We start from the raw sequence: 14,882 nt of genomic DNA on the forward strand, positions 1-14,882 counted from the left end.
GCAAGCGCCGCGCCTTGTCCAGGCTGACGTTGTCGGGCCAGCTGTTGAGCGGGGCGAAACGTTGCTGGCCAGAGCCCGCGCCACCGCGGCCATCGCCAATGCGGTAGGTGCCGGCGCTGTGCCAGGCCATGCGAATGAACAGCGGGCCGTAGTGGCCGAAGTCAGCGGGCCACCAGTCTTGCGAGTCGGTCATCAAGGCGGTGAGGTCTTTTTTCAGGGCCTGGAAGTCGAGGCTCTTGAATGCCTTGGCATAGTCGAAGTCCGGGTCGGGGCTGGACTTCGAGGAATGCTGGTGAAGAATTCTCAGGTTGAGCTGGTCAGGCCACCAGTCACGGTTGGTGGTGCCGCCACCTGCGGTTTGATGGAACGGGCATTTCGATTCGTTCGACATCTGCGGGTACCTTTGGGTCGGTTATCCAGATTTCCGGTCTATGCCAGGTGTTCTTTCAGCCGAGCATGTGGGCTCGTGCCACCCCTCATCAGGTCTACACGGGGCTTGCGAAGCTGTCACGACGGGTTGGCGCGGCGTTGCACACAGGTGCTGTCACGCCGCCCGGTCGCGGAAGTCGCGGGGCCACGGGAAAGACTAGCCGAGCTTGGGCAGAGTTCTAATAGAGTGGCTGTTGGAGCTTGATAGGCTGGCTCTGTCAGGTGAGCCTGAACAGCGGCGCGACCAGCCCACCAAGAGGCCGGCACATTCGTACGATGCAAGCCGGCCTCCCGCATGCTTCAATTCACCGCCAGCCCTCTACTCCCGGAACCTGAAGCCAATGAACCGCAACGACCTCCGCCGCGTCGACATGAACCTGCTGGTGCTGTTCGAAGCCCTGATGATCGAGCGCAACCTGACCCGCGTCGGCGAAAAGCTGTTCATCACTCAATCCACTGTCAGCGCCGCCCTCGCCCGTCTGCGCGAACTGTTCGACGACCCGTTGCTGATCCGTAGTGGCCGCGCCATGGAACCCACACCACGGGCCATGCAGATTTTCGCCGAGCTGGGCCCGGCCATGGACGTGATATCCGCCGCCATCAGCCGCGCCCGTGAGTTCGACCCCACCAACAGCAGCAACGTGTTCCGCCTGGGCCTGTCGGACGATGCCGAGTTCGGCCTGTTTCCGGCCCTGCTGCAAGCCCTGCGCGAAGAGGCCCCAGACATCAGCGTCGTGGTACGGCGAGCCAACTTCCTGCTGATGCCTGGCCTGCTGGCCAGTGGCGAAATCTCGGTAGGCGTAAGCTACACCACCGACCTGCCGGCCACGGCCAAGCGCCGCAAGCTGCGCGACATCGGCGTGCGGGTGCTGCGCGCCGATGACCGCCCCGGCCCGTTGACCCTCGACGAGTACTGCGCCCGCCCGCATGTGATGGTGTCGTTTTCCGGCGACATGAGCGGCAACATAGACCTGGACCTTGCGCGCATTGGCCGTTGCCGCAAGGTGGTGCTGGCGGTACCGCAATTCGGTAGCCTGCGCGCCTTGCTGCGCAACACCGAGATGATCGCCACGGTCCCGGACTATGCCGCCTGCGCCTTGGCCGACGACGGCAGCCTGCGCGCCGACCCGGCGCCGTTCGATATCACCGAAGCCGAGCTGTCGATGGTCTGGAGCGGCGCCCAGGACAACGACCCAGCCGAGCGCTGGCTACGCGAGCGCATTCTGCAGTTCATGGCCCGGTAGCTGAAGCAGCCTTACTTGCCCCGCTGCATCCACGCCGCGCCCAACCCACTGAGGCAGATCACCGAAATACCCACCAGGCTCAAGGTATCCGGCACCTGGCTATAGACGACAAACCCAAGCAACCCGGCAAACACGATCTGGCAATAGCTGAACGGCGCCAGCAACGCCGGCGCCGCATGGCGGAAGGCTTGGGTCAGCAGCAGGTGCGCGGTCATGCCGAAGCCGCCCAGTGCCAGCATCAGCAGGGCATGGTCCCAACGCGGCACCTCCCAGAAGAACGGCACCAGTGCACTCATAGCCAAGGTGTTGCACAGCCCTGCATAGAAGTTGCTGGTGGTCGGGCTGTCATGCGCGGCAAGGATGCGCGTCAGCAATTGGTAGAAGCAAAAACCCAACGCCGAACCGAACGGGTACAGAATGGCCGGGGTAAACATCGCCCCACCCGGGTGCACCACCACCAGTACGCCAATGAAACCCAGTACCACCGCCACCCACTGCCCCACCGTCACCCGCTCTTTGAGCAGCGGCGCCGACAGCGCGGTGACCAGCACTGGGGCAAGGAAGTTGACCGCCGTCGCCTCGGCCAGCGGCAAATACTGAAGGCCGGTGGTAAACAGCAGGCTGGTACTCAACAGGCTCAGGGCCCGCAAGGTTTGCAGTAGCGGCCGACGGGTGCGCAATACGTTCAGGCCAGACTTGGGCAGGAAGATGCCGGCCATCAGCAGCGTATGCACCACATAACGCGCCCACACCACCATGACGATCGGGTACAGGCCGCCGAGGAATTTGGACAAGGCATCGTGGCTGGCGAACAGGAACGTCGCCACCACCACCAAGGCTATGCCGCGCAGGGGTTGGTTGACGCCGGACAGCGGTGTGCTGGAACTCATGGCTCTCTCGATGACGGCGCGGCGCCATGCCACGCCCAGGGAAGGCCGCGCAGGCCTGGCCTGGCGGATGCAACAGCTCGAATTCTAGAAGAGATGCCGCAGCATAAGGAAGTTGATTTACCGCTTGTCCAGGCTGAGTGCGATTTCTGTTCGCTGATCGACCACTTTCCACCTTGCACGCATGGCCCGTGTGCTGTTGATCACCGACCATCGACCCACCTCCTGCACCCTCTACAAGGAATTTACATGCAAAGGCTCACCACCCGTAACGGCCTGGACCTGCCTGCAATCGGCCTGGGCACCTGGCCGATGACCGGCAGTGAATGCACCCAGGCCGTGCACCAGGCACTGGACGTGGGTTACCGGCACATCGACACCGCCACTGCCTACGAAAACGAAGCGGCCGTTGGCCAGGCGCTGCGCGACAGCGATGTGCCACGCGAGCAAATCCATCTGACCACCAAGGTTTGGTGGGACCGCCTGGAGCCCAAAGCCATGCGCCAGTCGCTGGAAGACAGCCTGCGCGCGCTGGGTACCGAACAGGTTGACCTGTTTCACATCCACTGGCCCGGCAAGGACTGGGACCTGGCCCGCAGCATCGACACCCTGGTAGCCCTGCGTGACGAGGGCAAGACGCGCCACATCGGTGTGGCCAACTTCCCGCTGGGGCTGCTGCGCCAGGTGGTGGAAACGCTGGGTGCGCCATTGTCGGCCATTCAGGTGGAATACCACGTGCTGCTCGGCCAGCAACCGCTGCTCGACTACGCCCGCAGCCATGACCTGTTGCTCACTGCCTATACGCCGCTGGCACGTGGCCAGGCAGCCGCGCAGCCGGTGATCCAGGCGATTGCCCGCAAGCATGGCGTGCTGCCCAGCCAGGTGGCGCTGAAATGGCTGCTGGACCAGGACGGCGTGGCGGCGATCCCCAAGGCTAGCAGCCGGGAAAACCAGCTGGCCAACCTGGCAGCGTTGAATGTGCAGCTGGATGAAGACGACCGCGCGGCGATTGCCGGGCTGCCGAAAGATCAGCGCGTGGTGAGCCCGGCGTTTGCGCCGGACTGGAACAGTTAACCCTGAAAGCTGGCGCGGTCCCTTGCACGGCCGCGCATCGGGTTAGCTCAGGGTTACCACCTGCTTCAACCGCTCGCTCGCCGGCGCTGGCCGCCCGTACAGGTAGCCCTGAAAGTGCGAGCAGCCCTCCGCCGCCAGTCGGCGCATCTGTTCCTCTGACTCCACACCTTCGGCCGTGGTCTTGATCATCAAACTGTTGGACAGGTCGGTAATGGCGCGGATGATCGACATCGCTTCGCGGCTGTCGCACATGTCATGCACGAACGACTTGTCGATCTTGATCCGGTCGAACGGGAACGAACGCAGGTAACCCAACGATGAGTAACCGGTGCCAAAGTCGTCCAGCGAAATGGACACACCCAGGTCTTTCAACGCACGCAGGGTACGCACGTTTTCCTCGCTGTTGCCCAGCAATACCGACTCGGTAATTTCCAGCTCCAGTCGCTGCGCCGGCAGGCCCGAGTCGGCCAGCGCCAAGGCCACGGTGTGCACCAGGTTGGCGTTCTTGAACTGCACCGCCGACAGGTTGACCGACACCGTCTGCTCACTGTCCCAACTGGCGGCCTCCTGGCAGGCCAGGTTGAGTGCGCGGTTGCCCAGTTCATGGATCAGTCCGGTTTCTTCGGCAATGGGGATGAAGTCCATGGGCATGACCATGCCGCGAGTCGGGTGCTCCCAACGCAGCAGCGCCTCATAACCGGTAACGCTGCTGGTCTGCTGGTCGACCACCGGCTGGTAATGCAACTGCAACTGGCCCAGGTGCAACGCGGTGCGCAAGTCGGTTTCCACCAGGCGGCGCTGGCGGGCGGCAACGTCCAATTCGACGTCGAAGCACTCGTAGCGGTTTCGCCCATTGCGCTTGGCTTCGTACAACGCCATGTCGGCGTAGCCCAGCAACTGCTCGGCCTGGTCGTTGTCATCCGGGGCGATGGCAATGCCGATGCTCACCCCCACGCTGAACTGGTGGCCTTCGATCTGGAACGGCGGGCTGATGGCGTTGATCAGGCGATGCGCGGTGTTGCACGCGGCATCCCGCCCCTCCAGGCCCGTCAGCACCACGGCAAACTCGTCACCGCCCAAGCGGGCCAAGGTGTCGTGTTCACGCAACTCGCGGCGCAGGCGCTTGCCCAACTCGCGCAGCAGTTTGTCGCCAAAGGCATGGCCGAGGGAGTCGTTGATGTTCTTGAAGTTGTCCAAGTCCAGGCACAGTGCGGCGGTCAGCTTGGCGTTTTCGCTACCACGCACCAGTGCCTGGCGAAGGCGCTCATTGAACAGCGTGCGATTGGGTAACCCGGTGAGCGCGTCGTGGTGCGCCATGTGGTGGATCTGCGCATGGGCGGCCAGCTCTTCGGTGGCATCTTCGGCTACGAACAACACGTAGTCGGCCTGGCCCTCGCGGTTCTGACTGAGCAAGGTGCGGCTGCGCAAGGTGCGTGGGCCACGGGCGGTATCGACACGCGTTTCAGCGGCATGCCCCTTGGGGCTGCGGGCACCGCGCGCCAGCTGCTGTTCCAGATAATCGGCAGCGGCCGGTGCCAAGCATTCGCCGGGCAACTGGCCAATCATGCTGCGCCCTGGCCCGCCAAACAGGCGCTCGGCCTGCTGGTTGGCCAGCAGGATGCGCTGGCTTTCCAGGTCCTGGACAATGACGCTGGCGGGGATGTTGGCGATCACCGAATCAAGAAACTGCGAGAGCTTGGCCATTTCCTGGCTGTATTGCTCGGCCAGCTCCTTGGCCTGCAACAACTCCTGTTCCTGGCGATGACGCTCGGAAACATCGCGGGTGACCTTGGCGAAACCCACCAGTTGCCCGGCATCGTCGTACACCGCTTCAATCACCACATGGGCAAGAAAGGCCGAGCCATCTTTACGCAGGCGCGAACCCATTTCTTCAAAACGCCCCGTGCTGCGCGCCTGCTCCAGGTTAAGCGCTGGCAACCCGGCTGCGCGCTCGGCATCGGTGTAGAACAGCGAGTAATGCTGGCCGACGATTTCATCGGCATGGTAGCCCTTGGCGCGCTGGGCACCGGGGTTCCAGTTGGCGACGATACCCTCGGGGGTGAGCAGGTAGATGGCGTAATCCACCACGCTCTGGATCAACAGCCGGTACATGATGTCGGGGTTTGCAGCTAGCGACATGAACTTTACCTGAACCTTCGAAGCGCATGAAAGGGACCCCGGCTTGCGGCGGCCGGGTTTTGGAAAGCGTTGATGGCATTATGCCGCTCATGACGATTTTGTGAAGTGGCTCACAAAAATGTCGCTTTCTCACCCTTCAGTGGCGGGCACCGCTCACCAGGAAATTGAGCAAGTCCGGTTCATCGTCCAGGGCGATTGCCTGTGCCGGGCGCGACAGGTTCGCCAGCACGGCCTTGCAGAACGCCACGGCGGGCGGGTCCTGGGCGTAGCAGCGCAGCAGCCAGTCACCCTCGCCGCCCAGCAACTGCAACGCCACCGCTTGGCCAATGCCCTGACGGCGGTACTTTTTCAGGATGAACAGATCGGCCAGCTCCCGTGCATCGATACCTCGCAGTTCGCTGCGCTCCACCAGCACGAAGCCGGCGATGAAACCGTCCGCCAGCACCAGGTACGCGGCCCAGCCGTCGTCCTGCCAGTAGCGTTGCAGGTGCTCGTCGTGGATGTAGAAGCGGCCATCCACCTCGACATCTTCCTGCTCCCAGTCGGACGACTCATAGGAATAGTACTGGTAGAGGTTGCGGATCAGCGGGGCCTGGTCGGCGGTGGTTGGCAGCAGCGCGATGGGCAGCATGATGGGGCAAGGCTCGGGTAAAACCTGAATTCTACGCCATGACTCACCGCCACTGCATGGAACCGGGCGCGCCCCACCTTACAGGCGCGCGCCAGTAGGCAGGTCAGTACCTGATCATCACCGACTTCAGTTCGGTGTAATCCTCGATGAACGCACTGCCGAACTCACGCCCTACCCCCGATGCCTTGGTCCCGCCAAACGGTACCGCCGGGTCGAGGAAGGTGTGCATGTTGACCCACACCGTACCCGCCTCGATCTGCGGGATCAGGCGCAGAGCCTTGGACAGGTCGTTGGTCCACAGGCTGGCGGTCAGCCCGTAAGGGCTGTCATTCATCATTTCCAGCAACTGCGCTTCGTCATCGAACGGCAATATGCACACGATCGGGCCAAAGGTTTCTTCGTGCAGCAACGGGTCGCGGGCGTCGTTGGCCAGCACCACCGTGGGCTCGACGAAGTAACCTGGTCGCTCGACGGCCTTGGCCCCGCACACCACGGTGTTAGAAGCATGGGCCCGCTCGAAGAAGCCAAGAATCTTCTGCAGATGCGTGGCATTGGCCAAAGGGCCGAACTGGGCATCCGGGTCCAGTGCCGAACCAATCTTCAATTGCCCCAGCGCTGCAGCCAGCTTGCCCGTGAATTCGTCCACACGGCTGCGGTGCACATACAGGCGCTCCGGCGAGGCGCACACCTGCCCCTGGTGCACATAGGCCGTTTGCACGATGCCGGCTACCGCGCCGTCGACATCCACGTCGGCCAACAGCGCCGCTGCGTTTTTGCCACCCAGCTCCAGCGTGGCGCGGGTCAGGTTGGCCGCCATGGCCGCCTTGCCCACGGCGATGCCGGTCGGCACCGAGCCGGTGAACGCTACCTTGGCCACCTCGGGGTGCTCGATCAGCATCTGGCCCGCTTGGCCGCGCCCGTTGACCACGTTGAACGCGCCGGCCGGTACCCCGGCTTCGACCGCCAGCTCGGCGATGCGCAGCAAGGTCAGCGGGGTGAACTCGCTGGGCTTGACCACGATGGTGCAGCCGGTGACCAGCGCCGACGCGATCTTCCAGATGCCAATCATCACCGAGAAATTCCACGGCACGATCCCGGCCACCACACCCACCGGCTCACGCAGGGTAAAGGCGGTATAACGTTCACCACCAAACGAAGGCAGCGAGGGGGTCATGGTCTGCCCGGTGATCTTGCTCGCCCAACCGGCGAAGTAGCGCAAAAACACCACGCTCTGGGCAATTTCCAGCCCGCGCGACAGGTTGATCGACTTGCCCGAGCACAGGGTTTCCAACTGCGCCAGCTCTTCGGCATTGGCCTCTATCAGGTCGGCCAGGCGGTTCAGCACCACGCCTTTCTGGTATGGCGAGACTTCGGCCCAGCTGCCCTTGAAGGCTTGCCGGGCGCTGCGCACGGCACGTGCCACCTCGGCAGCGCTTGCCTCGGCCACACGGCTGATGACCGCGCCGCTGGACGGGTCGTGAATGTCCACCGAAGGCCCGGCCTCGCCCGCCTGGTAGCGGCCCTCGATGAAATGGCCATGGGGCCTGGCGAGGAACTCGACCACGGCGGGTAACAGCGGGATATCGCTCATGACATGCACTCCTGGATGGCGGCGCCAACGTGGCGCCGGGCCGATCTTCAAGCGCCTGCCCGCCCGCCTGCCAGCCCTCTGCAGCGTTTTGTCAGGCAGCCTCAAGAGAATGTCACGCAGGCCAAATCCCCCCTGCTGGCCAGGCGGCACACTGCGATGACTGCGATTTCTGCACAAACCATAACAACATCGGAGATAGCCAATGCGTCGCGTCGACAGGCTCAGCATCTCGGCAGCCCTGGCCTTGGCCTTGGCGGCAGGCAGCAGTGCGGTGCGGGCCGACCTGCCCGCCGAAGAGATCGGCCACAACACCTTGCCGTTCCCGCCAGACCCTCACCGGGTCTACATCCTGGATGTGGACTTCAAGAACCCCATCGCCGGCAAGGTGGTGGTGGTGGACCCCAAGGCCAAGCGCATGCTCGGCATGACCACCAACGCCTTCGTCGCCCCCACCGCGCTGAGCCCGGACAACCGCACGCTGTATTCGGCCAACCTGTTCTACTCGCGCGGCACCTACGGCGAACGCACGGATGTGCTGGTGGCCTGGGACACCCAGACCCTGCAGCCGACCTGGGAGGTGGTGCTGCCTGCCAAGCGCGCCTCGACCCTGACCGAGAAGTACGCCATGGGTGTCAGCGCCGACAACAAGCTGGCCTACGTCTTCAACCTGACGCCGTCGACTTCGGTCACCGTGGTAGACACCCAGGCGCGCAAGGTCGCCAGTGAAGTGCCCATCAGCGGCTGCGTGCTCAATTACCCGGTAGGCAAGCGCAGCTTTGCGTCCCTGTGCGGTGACGGCCAACTGCTGGTAGTAACCCTGGATGACGCAGGCAAGGAAGTATCACGCACGCAAACGCCATTCTTCGACCCGAACAAGGTGCGCCTCAACGAACGCGCCATCGCCAACGGCGACACCTACTACTTCACCACCACTCAGGGTGAGGTGTACCCGGTGGCGTTCGAGGGCGGCAAGGCCAAGCCGCTGCCCACCTGGTCGCTGGTCAGCGACGAAGAGCGCAAGCAAGGCTGGGCACCGGGCGGCTGGCAGGCCCTGGCCGTGGCACCAGGCCTGAACCGCTTGTATGCACTGATGCACGACCAGCACACCGACGGCAAATGGGAAGACCCGAGCACCACCATCTGGGCGTTCGACCTCAAGACCGGCAAGAAGCTCGGCACTCTGGACTCGCCCAAACCCGTATGGAGCCTGCAAGCCAGCCACGACAAGGCACCGATCCTGGTGGCCACCGACCTGGAAGGCGGCGTGCAGTTCTTCGACCTCACCAGCAACAAGCACAGCGGCGCGATGGACCAGATCGCCGACACCCCTGTGCTCACCCTGGCCCCTTGGTAAGCAGGAGATCGGACCATGCTCGACCCTGTCCTCGTAATTGCCAGCAGCACCGCACTCGCCGCACTGCTGGCCAGCGCTGCCAGCCACAAGCTGCGTGACCGGCGCGCGTTCAACGCCATTGTGCGTGCCTATCAGTTGCTGCCGGCTCCGCTGGCGCCAGGCGCCACCGCCAGCCTGGCGCTGATCGAGCTGGCCTTGGCCCTGGCCCTGCTGCTGCCCGCCTGGCGCACCGATGCAGCACTGGGGGTGGCGCTGTTGATGGCGCTGTACGCCAGCGCCATCGGCCTGAACCTTTGGCGTGGCCGGCGTGACATCGACTGCGGTTGCTCTGGCCCCGGCGCCGCGCAGCCACTGCGCCCGGTGTTGCTGCTGCGCAACCTGGTGATCGCCCTGCTCGCCGGCGTTGCCGCATGGCCCGTGGCCGAACGCGCCTTGGGCGTGCTGGATATTTTCGTGGTGAGCGCGGCGGCAGCCGTGGCGCTGCTGCTTCATGTCGCGGTGGATGGCCTGCTGGCCAACCAACCGCGTCTTGCCAAATTGAACGGGAGATAACCCCATGCAACTGCTTATCGCATCGAACATACTGCTCTGGCTGCTGCTGATCGCAGTCGCCTTCACCGTCATGGCCCTCGTGCGCCAGATTGGCGTGCTGCACGGGCGTATCGCCCCGGCCGGCGCGCTGATGGTGGACAAAGGCGTCACCGTGAACGACCCCGCGCCACAAGTGACTGCCGCCGACCGCCACGGCCGCCCGGTGAACATCGGCTACCGCGGCGAACGCTCGCAGTTGCTGTTCTTCCTCGCCCCCGGCTGCCCAGTGTGCAAATCGCTGCTGCCGGCGGTGAAATCGATTGCCAGGGACAACAGCGGTTCGCTGGACGTGATCTATGTCAGCGACGGTGATTTCGCCGAGCAACAGGCACTGATCGAAGCCAACGGCCTGCAGCAAGCCAGCTACGTAGTCGGCCCGGAGGTGGGCATGACCTACCAGATCGGCAAACTGCCCTACGCCGTACTGATCGACGCAGCCGGCACCCTGCGCGCCAAAGGCCTGGTCAACTCGCGCGAACACCTGGACAGCCTGTTCGAAACCCTGCACCTGGGCAGCGCCAGCCTGCAGCACTACTTGCACGGCGACCCGTCGCACAGCCATGACCACGAACACGCCCACACCCACCAGCACAGCGCGCAGCACTGACCGCGGAGCCGACCATGAGTTTTCTCGACAAACTGTTTGAACGCTCCAGCCGCCATGTCGCCGATACCACTTCGCGGCGCAAAGTGTTGGCGCGGCTGGGCTCGCTGATCGTCGCCGGCGCCGCCCTGCCGGTACTGCTGCCCATCGACCGCACCGCCAAGGCATTGGCCGCCGAGCAGCCGAAGATGGGCGACCCAGGTGACCCGACCAGCTGCGACTACTGGCGCAACTGTTCGATCGACGGTTTCCTGTGTTCGTGCTGCGGCGGCTCGATCACCTCCTGCCCGCCTGGCACCGAAGCCTCGCTGGTGACCTGGATCGGCACCTGCCGCAACCCGGCCGACGGCAAGAACTACATCATCTCGTACAACGACTGCTGCGGTAAGCACGCTTGCGGCCAGTGCGCCTGCTCGCGCAACGACGATGAACAGCCGCTGTACCGGCCATTCAACAACAACGACATCAACTGGTGCCTGGGTGCAGCCTCGAAGATCTACAACTGCACCGTCACCATCATCCGTGGCGTGGCGGTGTAGCGCCATGCGCGGTGTGACGCTGTTGCTGCTCCTGTGCCTGCTGGCCCCCGTGGCCCAGGCCAGGACCCTGCCCAACCCCAACCAGCGGCCTGCCCCCGGCAACGAAGTACCACCGGTACCGATCGCCCAGGCCGGCTACTCGGTGCCGGTGAACTACCAATTGCAGTGCGCCGGCTGCCACCGTGACCATGGCGAAGGCTCGGCGGCCAACGACACACCGCGCATGCAGGGCTTTGTCGGCAACTTCCTGCGGGTGCCCGGTGGCCGCGAGTTTCTGGTGCGGGTGCCGGGCATATCCCAGTCAGCGCTGAACGACCAGCAGATCGCCGACCTGCTCAACTGGTTGCTGATGCGCGATGGCATGGCCGGTAACAGTTCGCCTGAACAGTGGGCGGCCTATACCGGCGCGGAAGTACACCGTGTGCGCCAGCAAAGTATGCTGAACCTGCCTCATGTGCGCGCCGGCTTGATCGAAGACATGCGGGCCAGGGGCATCGCCATCGGCGACGGCCTTGGCCATTGAAGCATCACGCAAGCGTTGTACCTTCAGCCCGCCCGCTCAGCGGGCTTTTTTATGCCTGTCAGATAGCCGCGGTGACGAAACATCGGGTGGGAAGTATCTGCACAGTGCTGCACCAATAGCCCTCATAAAAATCCCGCCAAGGAGCAAACCAGACCCAGCACACAAATTTAATAGCTATTCATATCAACGACTTGGGGTGTATCCACATGTTTCGTATCGGCAATAGGGCTCGCTTTTTGCTTGAATATTCAAGTGAATTTTAAACTTTATCTCCCAAGAGTCGCCCAAGCGACCCGTTACAACGCTACCCCGTGCGAGGCCCCTATGATCCCTGCAACCCGCATTACCGACGACCGTTTCCAGGCTTGGCTCAGCCAAGTCAATGAAGCCTGTGGCCACTTCAACGGCCGCAAGCTCGACCCAGGGTTCGTCGGCCAGCTGGAAAAGTGCCAGGCAGGCCAGATCTCCATGAGCATCGTCGACATGACCCAGGTGAACCTGTTCCGCGGCCCGCGGGAAATCCGCGCCAGCGGTGCCGACAACTACTATGCGGTGCTGCAGATGGCCGGCACGTCGCACATCGAACACCAGGGTGCACGCATCGAATTGCAAGCTGGCGACCTCACGTTGATCGACGCCAGCGCGCCATTGGACATGCACTTCCACCAGCGCTCGCGGCAGTTGTCGCTGATCTTGCCGCGCGCGCGGGTGGAAAGCGGCACCCGTGGCACCGGTGTCGCCTGCGCCAAGCGTATCGAGGCGCAAACGCCGCTGGCCAACATGGCCCGGCTGATGATGCTGGAAACGGGGCGTACCCGGCACATGAGCGACCATGAGAGCCAGGCCGTGCTCGACGCACTGATCGCCCTGCTGCGCCCAGCCATCAGCCACGACACGGTGCCCGGCAGCCACGAGCGCATGTTCCGCAAGGCCCTGGCGCTGATCGACCAGCGTATTACCTGCGAACAGCTCACCCCCGAGTTCATTGCCCGCGAAGTGGGGATCTCGATGCGTAGCCTGTACCGCATCTTTGCCAAGCATGGCTTGGTGATTGCCCAGTACATCCGCAACCGCCGCCTCGACTTCTGCGCCGAGCACCTGCGCAACCCGGCGATGGACCAGAAGGTGTCGTCGCTGGGGTATGCCTGGGGGTTCTCGGATTCGAGCTATTTCAGCACTGCATTCAAGGCGCGATTTGGGGTAACGCCTGGGGAGTATCGGCGTCAGCATGCCAATTGAGCGGTACCGACAACGCTGTGGCAATACCAGAAAACACCTTGGCAGGCACAACAAAACCCAGCGACCGACGCTGGCGCACAATCAAACCGAATACCGACAAGAACCCACCCAGGACCCGTGCGTGATGCCCACCCTCGCCCCCCACAAGTTCGCAATCCCGTTCCTGCTCGCCACTCTGGTCAGCCCCCTTGCCCTGGCCGAAGACTGCGCCGCGCCACAACGCCAGCAAGGCGAACAGGTGTTTGCCCGTGACTGCGCAGCCTGCCATTCGGCACAAAAGGGCGGCCCGGCAATGATGGGCCCCAACCTGCACGACGTGGTAGGCCGTACACCTGGCAGCGTGCCAGGCGCCAACTACTCGCAGGCCATGAAGAGCCGCCAGGCCAGCTGGACGGCGCAAGCCATCGGCGCCTTCATCGAGCAACCACAGGCCGCAGTCCCCGGCACCTACATGCCCTACGCAGGGCTGCCGGATGCTGGCGAACGCCAGGCGGTGACCTGCTTCCTCGCCGGGCTCAAATAACGCATTCCTTCAAGGCATTCCCACCAAGGCCCCTTCACGGGGCCTTGTGTTTTTATCGGCCTGGCACAACGCCAAAGGCAACTGGCAGCCAGGGCAAAAGCCCGCGCCGAGGCTTCCTGCATGATCACTGGCATGTCTTCAGGACTTCTGCCAAACCCATAACAAAGGAAGCCAGACCATGCACCACCGCCCATTCCGCCTCACCTTGGCCGCACTGTTGGCCGGGGCTTCGCTGGGCACCTGCGCGCAGGAGCTTTACAGCGATGCCGAGCGCCACCTGAACGCCAATGTCGAAGCCGTGTTCGGTGTATTCCACAGCGAGGAAAGCTACGCCGTCGCGCGCGACCAGCCCGGCTCCACATCATGGCGCGAGGGCTATGTAAAATACGGCCTGAGCGGTGACCAACGCCTGGGCAGTGCCGGTTCGCTGTACGGCGCTTTCGCCTTGCTCAGCTCTGGCACCTGGGGCGACGGCGACGCCGCCGGCTTCAGCGATGGCAGCGAACGCACCACCAAGATCGAGGACGCCTACCTGGGCTGGAAGTCCGGCAACCTGGTGCCACTGCTTGGCGAAGACGGCATCGACCTGTCGTTTGGTAAGCAGATGGTCGCGGTAGGCGATGGTTTCCTGATCCAGGGCGATTCCTTGAATGTTGGCCACGGCCTGGCCAATGGCGAGTTCAACCGTGGCGGCGCGTACTACCTGGCTGCGCGCAAGAGCTTCGACAAAACCGCCGTGTTGCGCCTTGGCGGCAGCAAAGGCTGGCGCGGCGACCTGATGTGGCTGCAGTCGGACAACCGCGCCCAGGCCAACACCGAAATGCATGTGGCCACCCTTGAGCATGTGGCAGACGCGGGTACGGTCGGGCTGACCTACATCGACACCACCCATATCGACAAGCAATACGCCTCGCCGATGCAGCAGGAACGCGACGGCATGAAGACCTACAGCATTCGTGGCCAGGGCAATGCCGGGGTGGAGAACCTGTTCCTGTCTGGCGAATATGCCAAGCAGGACAAACCGCACGCCGCGACTGAAGACGCCTGGTATCTGGAAGCTGGCTGGACCTTTGCCGACCTGCCCTGGGCACCGAACGTCAGCTACCGCTACAGCCGGTTCTCGGAGCAATACGACACGCTGTTCTATGGCCTGGGCCGTGGGTTGGGCACCTGGTTTCAAGGCGAGGTGGCGGGCAACTATGCCGGGCCGTTCAACAGTAATGCGCGGATCCAGAAGGTGGGGTTGACGGTAAGCCCGGCTTCGTCACTGAACGTGGGGCTGATGGGCTTCAAGTTCGACACGATCGACCGCAGCCTGGGCAATGTAGATGGCCACGAGGTGGACCTGTATGCGGAGTGGACCCTCAACGAGCACCTGATGATAGTGCCACTGGTGGGGCTGTACACGCCTGAGCGCAGTGCCGAGCAAGGCGGTACACAGTTGGGCAATGACAACAACAACCTGTACAGCCAGGTTGTGTTCGTCAGTACCTTCTAAAGCACTTGCACCGCTC

14 protein-coding genes and 1 pseudogene are annotated in these 14,882 nt (G+C 63.5%); 10 read left to right on the forward strand and 5 right to left on the reverse strand.

Annotation, left to right across the window (positions count from 1 at the left end):
* Window positions 1-391: pseudogene (locus tag APH35_RS26785) on the reverse strand (peroxidase family protein); the annotation flags it as partial.
* Window positions 392-770: 379 nt separating this feature from the next.
* On the opposite strand from APH35_RS26785, the gene APH35_RS26790 reads away from it, so the two are divergent.
* The gene (locus APH35_RS26790; protein WP_012271879.1) at window positions 771-1,673 is read left to right on the forward strand and encodes a LysR family transcriptional regulator; all 903 of its coding nucleotides are present in this window, start codon (window positions 771-773) and stop codon (window positions 1,671-1,673) included.
* Window positions 1,674-1,684: 11 nt separating this feature from the next.
* Here the strand turns inward: APH35_RS26790 and APH35_RS26795 are convergent, their stop codons facing one another.
* Complete coding sequence (locus APH35_RS26795) at window positions 1,685-2,563, reverse strand: DMT family transporter (RefSeq protein ID WP_012271878.1); 879 nt, start codon at window positions 2,561-2,563, stop codon at window positions 1,685-1,687.
* A 246-nt stretch (window positions 2,564-2,809) separates the two neighbouring features.
* On the opposite strand from APH35_RS26795, the gene APH35_RS26800 reads away from it, so the two are divergent.
* Window positions 2,810-3,634 (forward strand): aldo/keto reductase, encoded by an 825-nt coding sequence (locus APH35_RS26800; protein ID WP_012271877.1) that lies wholly within the window; start codon window positions 2,810-2,812, stop codon window positions 3,632-3,634.
* Window positions 3,635-3,676: 42 nt separating this feature from the next.
* On the opposite strand, the gene APH35_RS26805 is transcribed toward APH35_RS26800, so the two are convergent.
* The 3 genes from APH35_RS26805 to APH35_RS26815 all read right to left on the reverse strand — a co-directional run bounded on the left by APH35_RS26805 (window position 3,677) and on the right by APH35_RS26815 (window position 7,995).
* Window positions 3,677-5,773, reverse strand: a complete 2,097-nt coding sequence (locus APH35_RS26805) for a putative bifunctional diguanylate cyclase/phosphodiesterase (RefSeq protein ID WP_012271876.1) — start codon at window positions 5,771-5,773, stop codon at window positions 3,677-3,679.
* A gap of 136 nt (window positions 5,774-5,909) precedes the next feature.
* Complete coding sequence (locus APH35_RS26810; protein WP_012271875.1) at window positions 5,910-6,404, reverse strand: GNAT family N-acetyltransferase; 495 nt, start codon at window positions 6,402-6,404, stop codon at window positions 5,910-5,912.
* Window positions 6,405-6,507: 103 nt separating this feature from the next.
* Window positions 6,508-7,995 carry an aldehyde dehydrogenase family protein gene (locus APH35_RS26815; protein WP_012271874.1) on the reverse strand — a complete coding sequence of 496 codons (1,488 nt, stop codon included), beginning with the start codon at window positions 7,993-7,995 and terminating at the stop codon, window positions 6,508-6,510.
* Window positions 7,996-8,197: 202 nt separating this feature from the next.
* Between APH35_RS26815 and APH35_RS26820 the strand changes: the two genes are divergently transcribed.
* The 8 genes from APH35_RS26820 to APH35_RS26855 all read left to right on the forward strand — a co-directional run bounded on the left by APH35_RS26820 (window position 8,198) and on the right by APH35_RS26855 (window position 14,866).
* On the forward strand, window positions 8,198-9,349 hold the full coding sequence (locus APH35_RS26820; protein ID WP_060493316.1) for an amine dehydrogenase large subunit: 1,152 nt from the start codon (window positions 8,198-8,200) through the stop codon (window positions 9,347-9,349).
* A 15-nt stretch (window positions 9,350-9,364) separates the two neighbouring features.
* Window positions 9,365-9,901, forward strand: a complete 537-nt coding sequence (locus APH35_RS26825; RefSeq protein ID WP_060515781.1) for a MauE/DoxX family redox-associated membrane protein — start codon at window positions 9,365-9,367, stop codon at window positions 9,899-9,901.
* 4 nt (window positions 9,902-9,905) lie between these two features.
* On the forward strand, window positions 9,906-10,547 hold the full coding sequence (gene mauD, locus APH35_RS26830; RefSeq protein ID WP_012271871.1) for a methylamine dehydrogenase accessory protein MauD: 642 nt from the start codon (window positions 9,906-9,908) through the stop codon (window positions 10,545-10,547).
* Window positions 10,548-10,561: 14 nt separating this feature from the next.
* Window positions 10,562-11,083, forward strand: a complete 522-nt coding sequence (locus APH35_RS26835) for a methylamine dehydrogenase light chain (protein WP_012271870.1) — start codon at window positions 10,562-10,564, stop codon at window positions 11,081-11,083.
* Window positions 11,084-11,087: 4 nt separating this feature from the next.
* Window positions 11,088-11,606: a hypothetical protein gene (locus tag APH35_RS26840; RefSeq protein ID WP_012271869.1), complete on the forward strand. Its 519-nt coding sequence runs from the start codon at window positions 11,088-11,090 to the stop codon at window positions 11,604-11,606.
* 324 nt (window positions 11,607-11,930) lie between these two features.
* Window positions 11,931-12,845 carry a transcriptional regulator FeaR gene (feaR, locus tag APH35_RS26845; protein WP_012271868.1) on the forward strand — a complete coding sequence of 305 codons (915 nt, stop codon included), beginning with the start codon at window positions 11,931-11,933 and terminating at the stop codon, window positions 12,843-12,845.
* A gap of 124 nt (window positions 12,846-12,969) precedes the next feature.
* The gene (locus tag APH35_RS26850; RefSeq protein WP_012271867.1) at window positions 12,970-13,368 is read left to right on the forward strand and encodes a c-type cytochrome; all 399 of its coding nucleotides are present in this window, start codon (window positions 12,970-12,972) and stop codon (window positions 13,366-13,368) included.
* Window positions 13,369-13,546: 178 nt separating this feature from the next.
* Window positions 13,547-14,866, forward strand: coding sequence for a hypothetical protein (locus tag APH35_RS26855; protein WP_012271866.1), 1,320 nt, complete (start codon window positions 13,547-13,549; stop codon window positions 14,864-14,866).
* Window positions 14,867-14,882: the final 16 nt, after the last annotated feature.

It is taken from the genome of Pseudomonas sp. NBRC 111132 (genome assembly GCF_001320565.1).
GTDB classification, from domain to species: Bacteria; Pseudomonadota; Gammaproteobacteria; order Pseudomonadales; family Pseudomonadaceae; genus Aquipseudomonas; species Aquipseudomonas putida_P.

Excerpts from the sequence above, each read along its gene's own strand:
- APH35_RS26825 (WP_060515781.1), top strand. The coding sequence starts at position 9,365 with ATGCTCGACCCTGTCCTCGTAATTGCCAGCAGCACCGCACTCGCCGCA.
- APH35_RS26840 (WP_012271869.1), top strand. The coding sequence starts at position 11,088 with ATGCGCGGTGTGACGCTGTTGCTGCTCCTGTGCCTGCTGGCCCCCGTG.
- APH35_RS26855 (WP_012271866.1), top strand. The coding sequence starts at position 13,547 with ATGCACCACCGCCCATTCCGCCTCACCTTGGCCGCACTGTTGGCCGGG.
- APH35_RS26800 (WP_012271877.1), top strand. The coding sequence starts at position 2,810 with ATGCAAAGGCTCACCACCCGTAACGGCCTGGACCTGCCTGCAATCGGC.
- APH35_RS26815 (WP_012271874.1), bottom strand. The coding sequence starts at position 7,995 with ATGAGCGATATCCCGCTGTTACCCGCCGTGGTCGAGTTCCTCGCCAGG.
- APH35_RS26795 (WP_012271878.1), bottom strand. The coding sequence starts at position 2,563 with ATGAGTTCCAGCACACCGCTGTCCGGCGTCAACCAACCCCTGCGCGGC.
- mauD (WP_012271871.1), top strand. The coding sequence starts at position 9,906 with ATGCAACTGCTTATCGCATCGAACATACTGCTCTGGCTGCTGCTGATC.
- feaR (WP_012271868.1), top strand. The coding sequence starts at position 11,931 with ATGATCCCTGCAACCCGCATTACCGACGACCGTTTCCAGGCTTGGCTC.
- APH35_RS26805 (WP_012271876.1), bottom strand. The coding sequence starts at position 5,773 with ATGTCGCTAGCTGCAAACCCCGACATCATGTACCGGCTGTTGATCCAG.
- APH35_RS26820 (WP_060493316.1), top strand. The coding sequence starts at position 8,198 with ATGCGTCGCGTCGACAGGCTCAGCATCTCGGCAGCCCTGGCCTTGGCC.
- APH35_RS26850 (WP_012271867.1), top strand. The coding sequence starts at position 12,970 with ATGCCCACCCTCGCCCCCCACAAGTTCGCAATCCCGTTCCTGCTCGCC.
- APH35_RS26835 (WP_012271870.1), top strand. The coding sequence starts at position 10,562 with ATGAGTTTTCTCGACAAACTGTTTGAACGCTCCAGCCGCCATGTCGCC.
- APH35_RS26810 (WP_012271875.1), bottom strand. The coding sequence starts at position 6,404 with ATGCTGCCCATCGCGCTGCTGCCAACCACCGCCGACCAGGCCCCGCTG.
- APH35_RS26790 (WP_012271879.1), top strand. The coding sequence starts at position 771 with ATGAACCGCAACGACCTCCGCCGCGTCGACATGAACCTGCTGGTGCTG.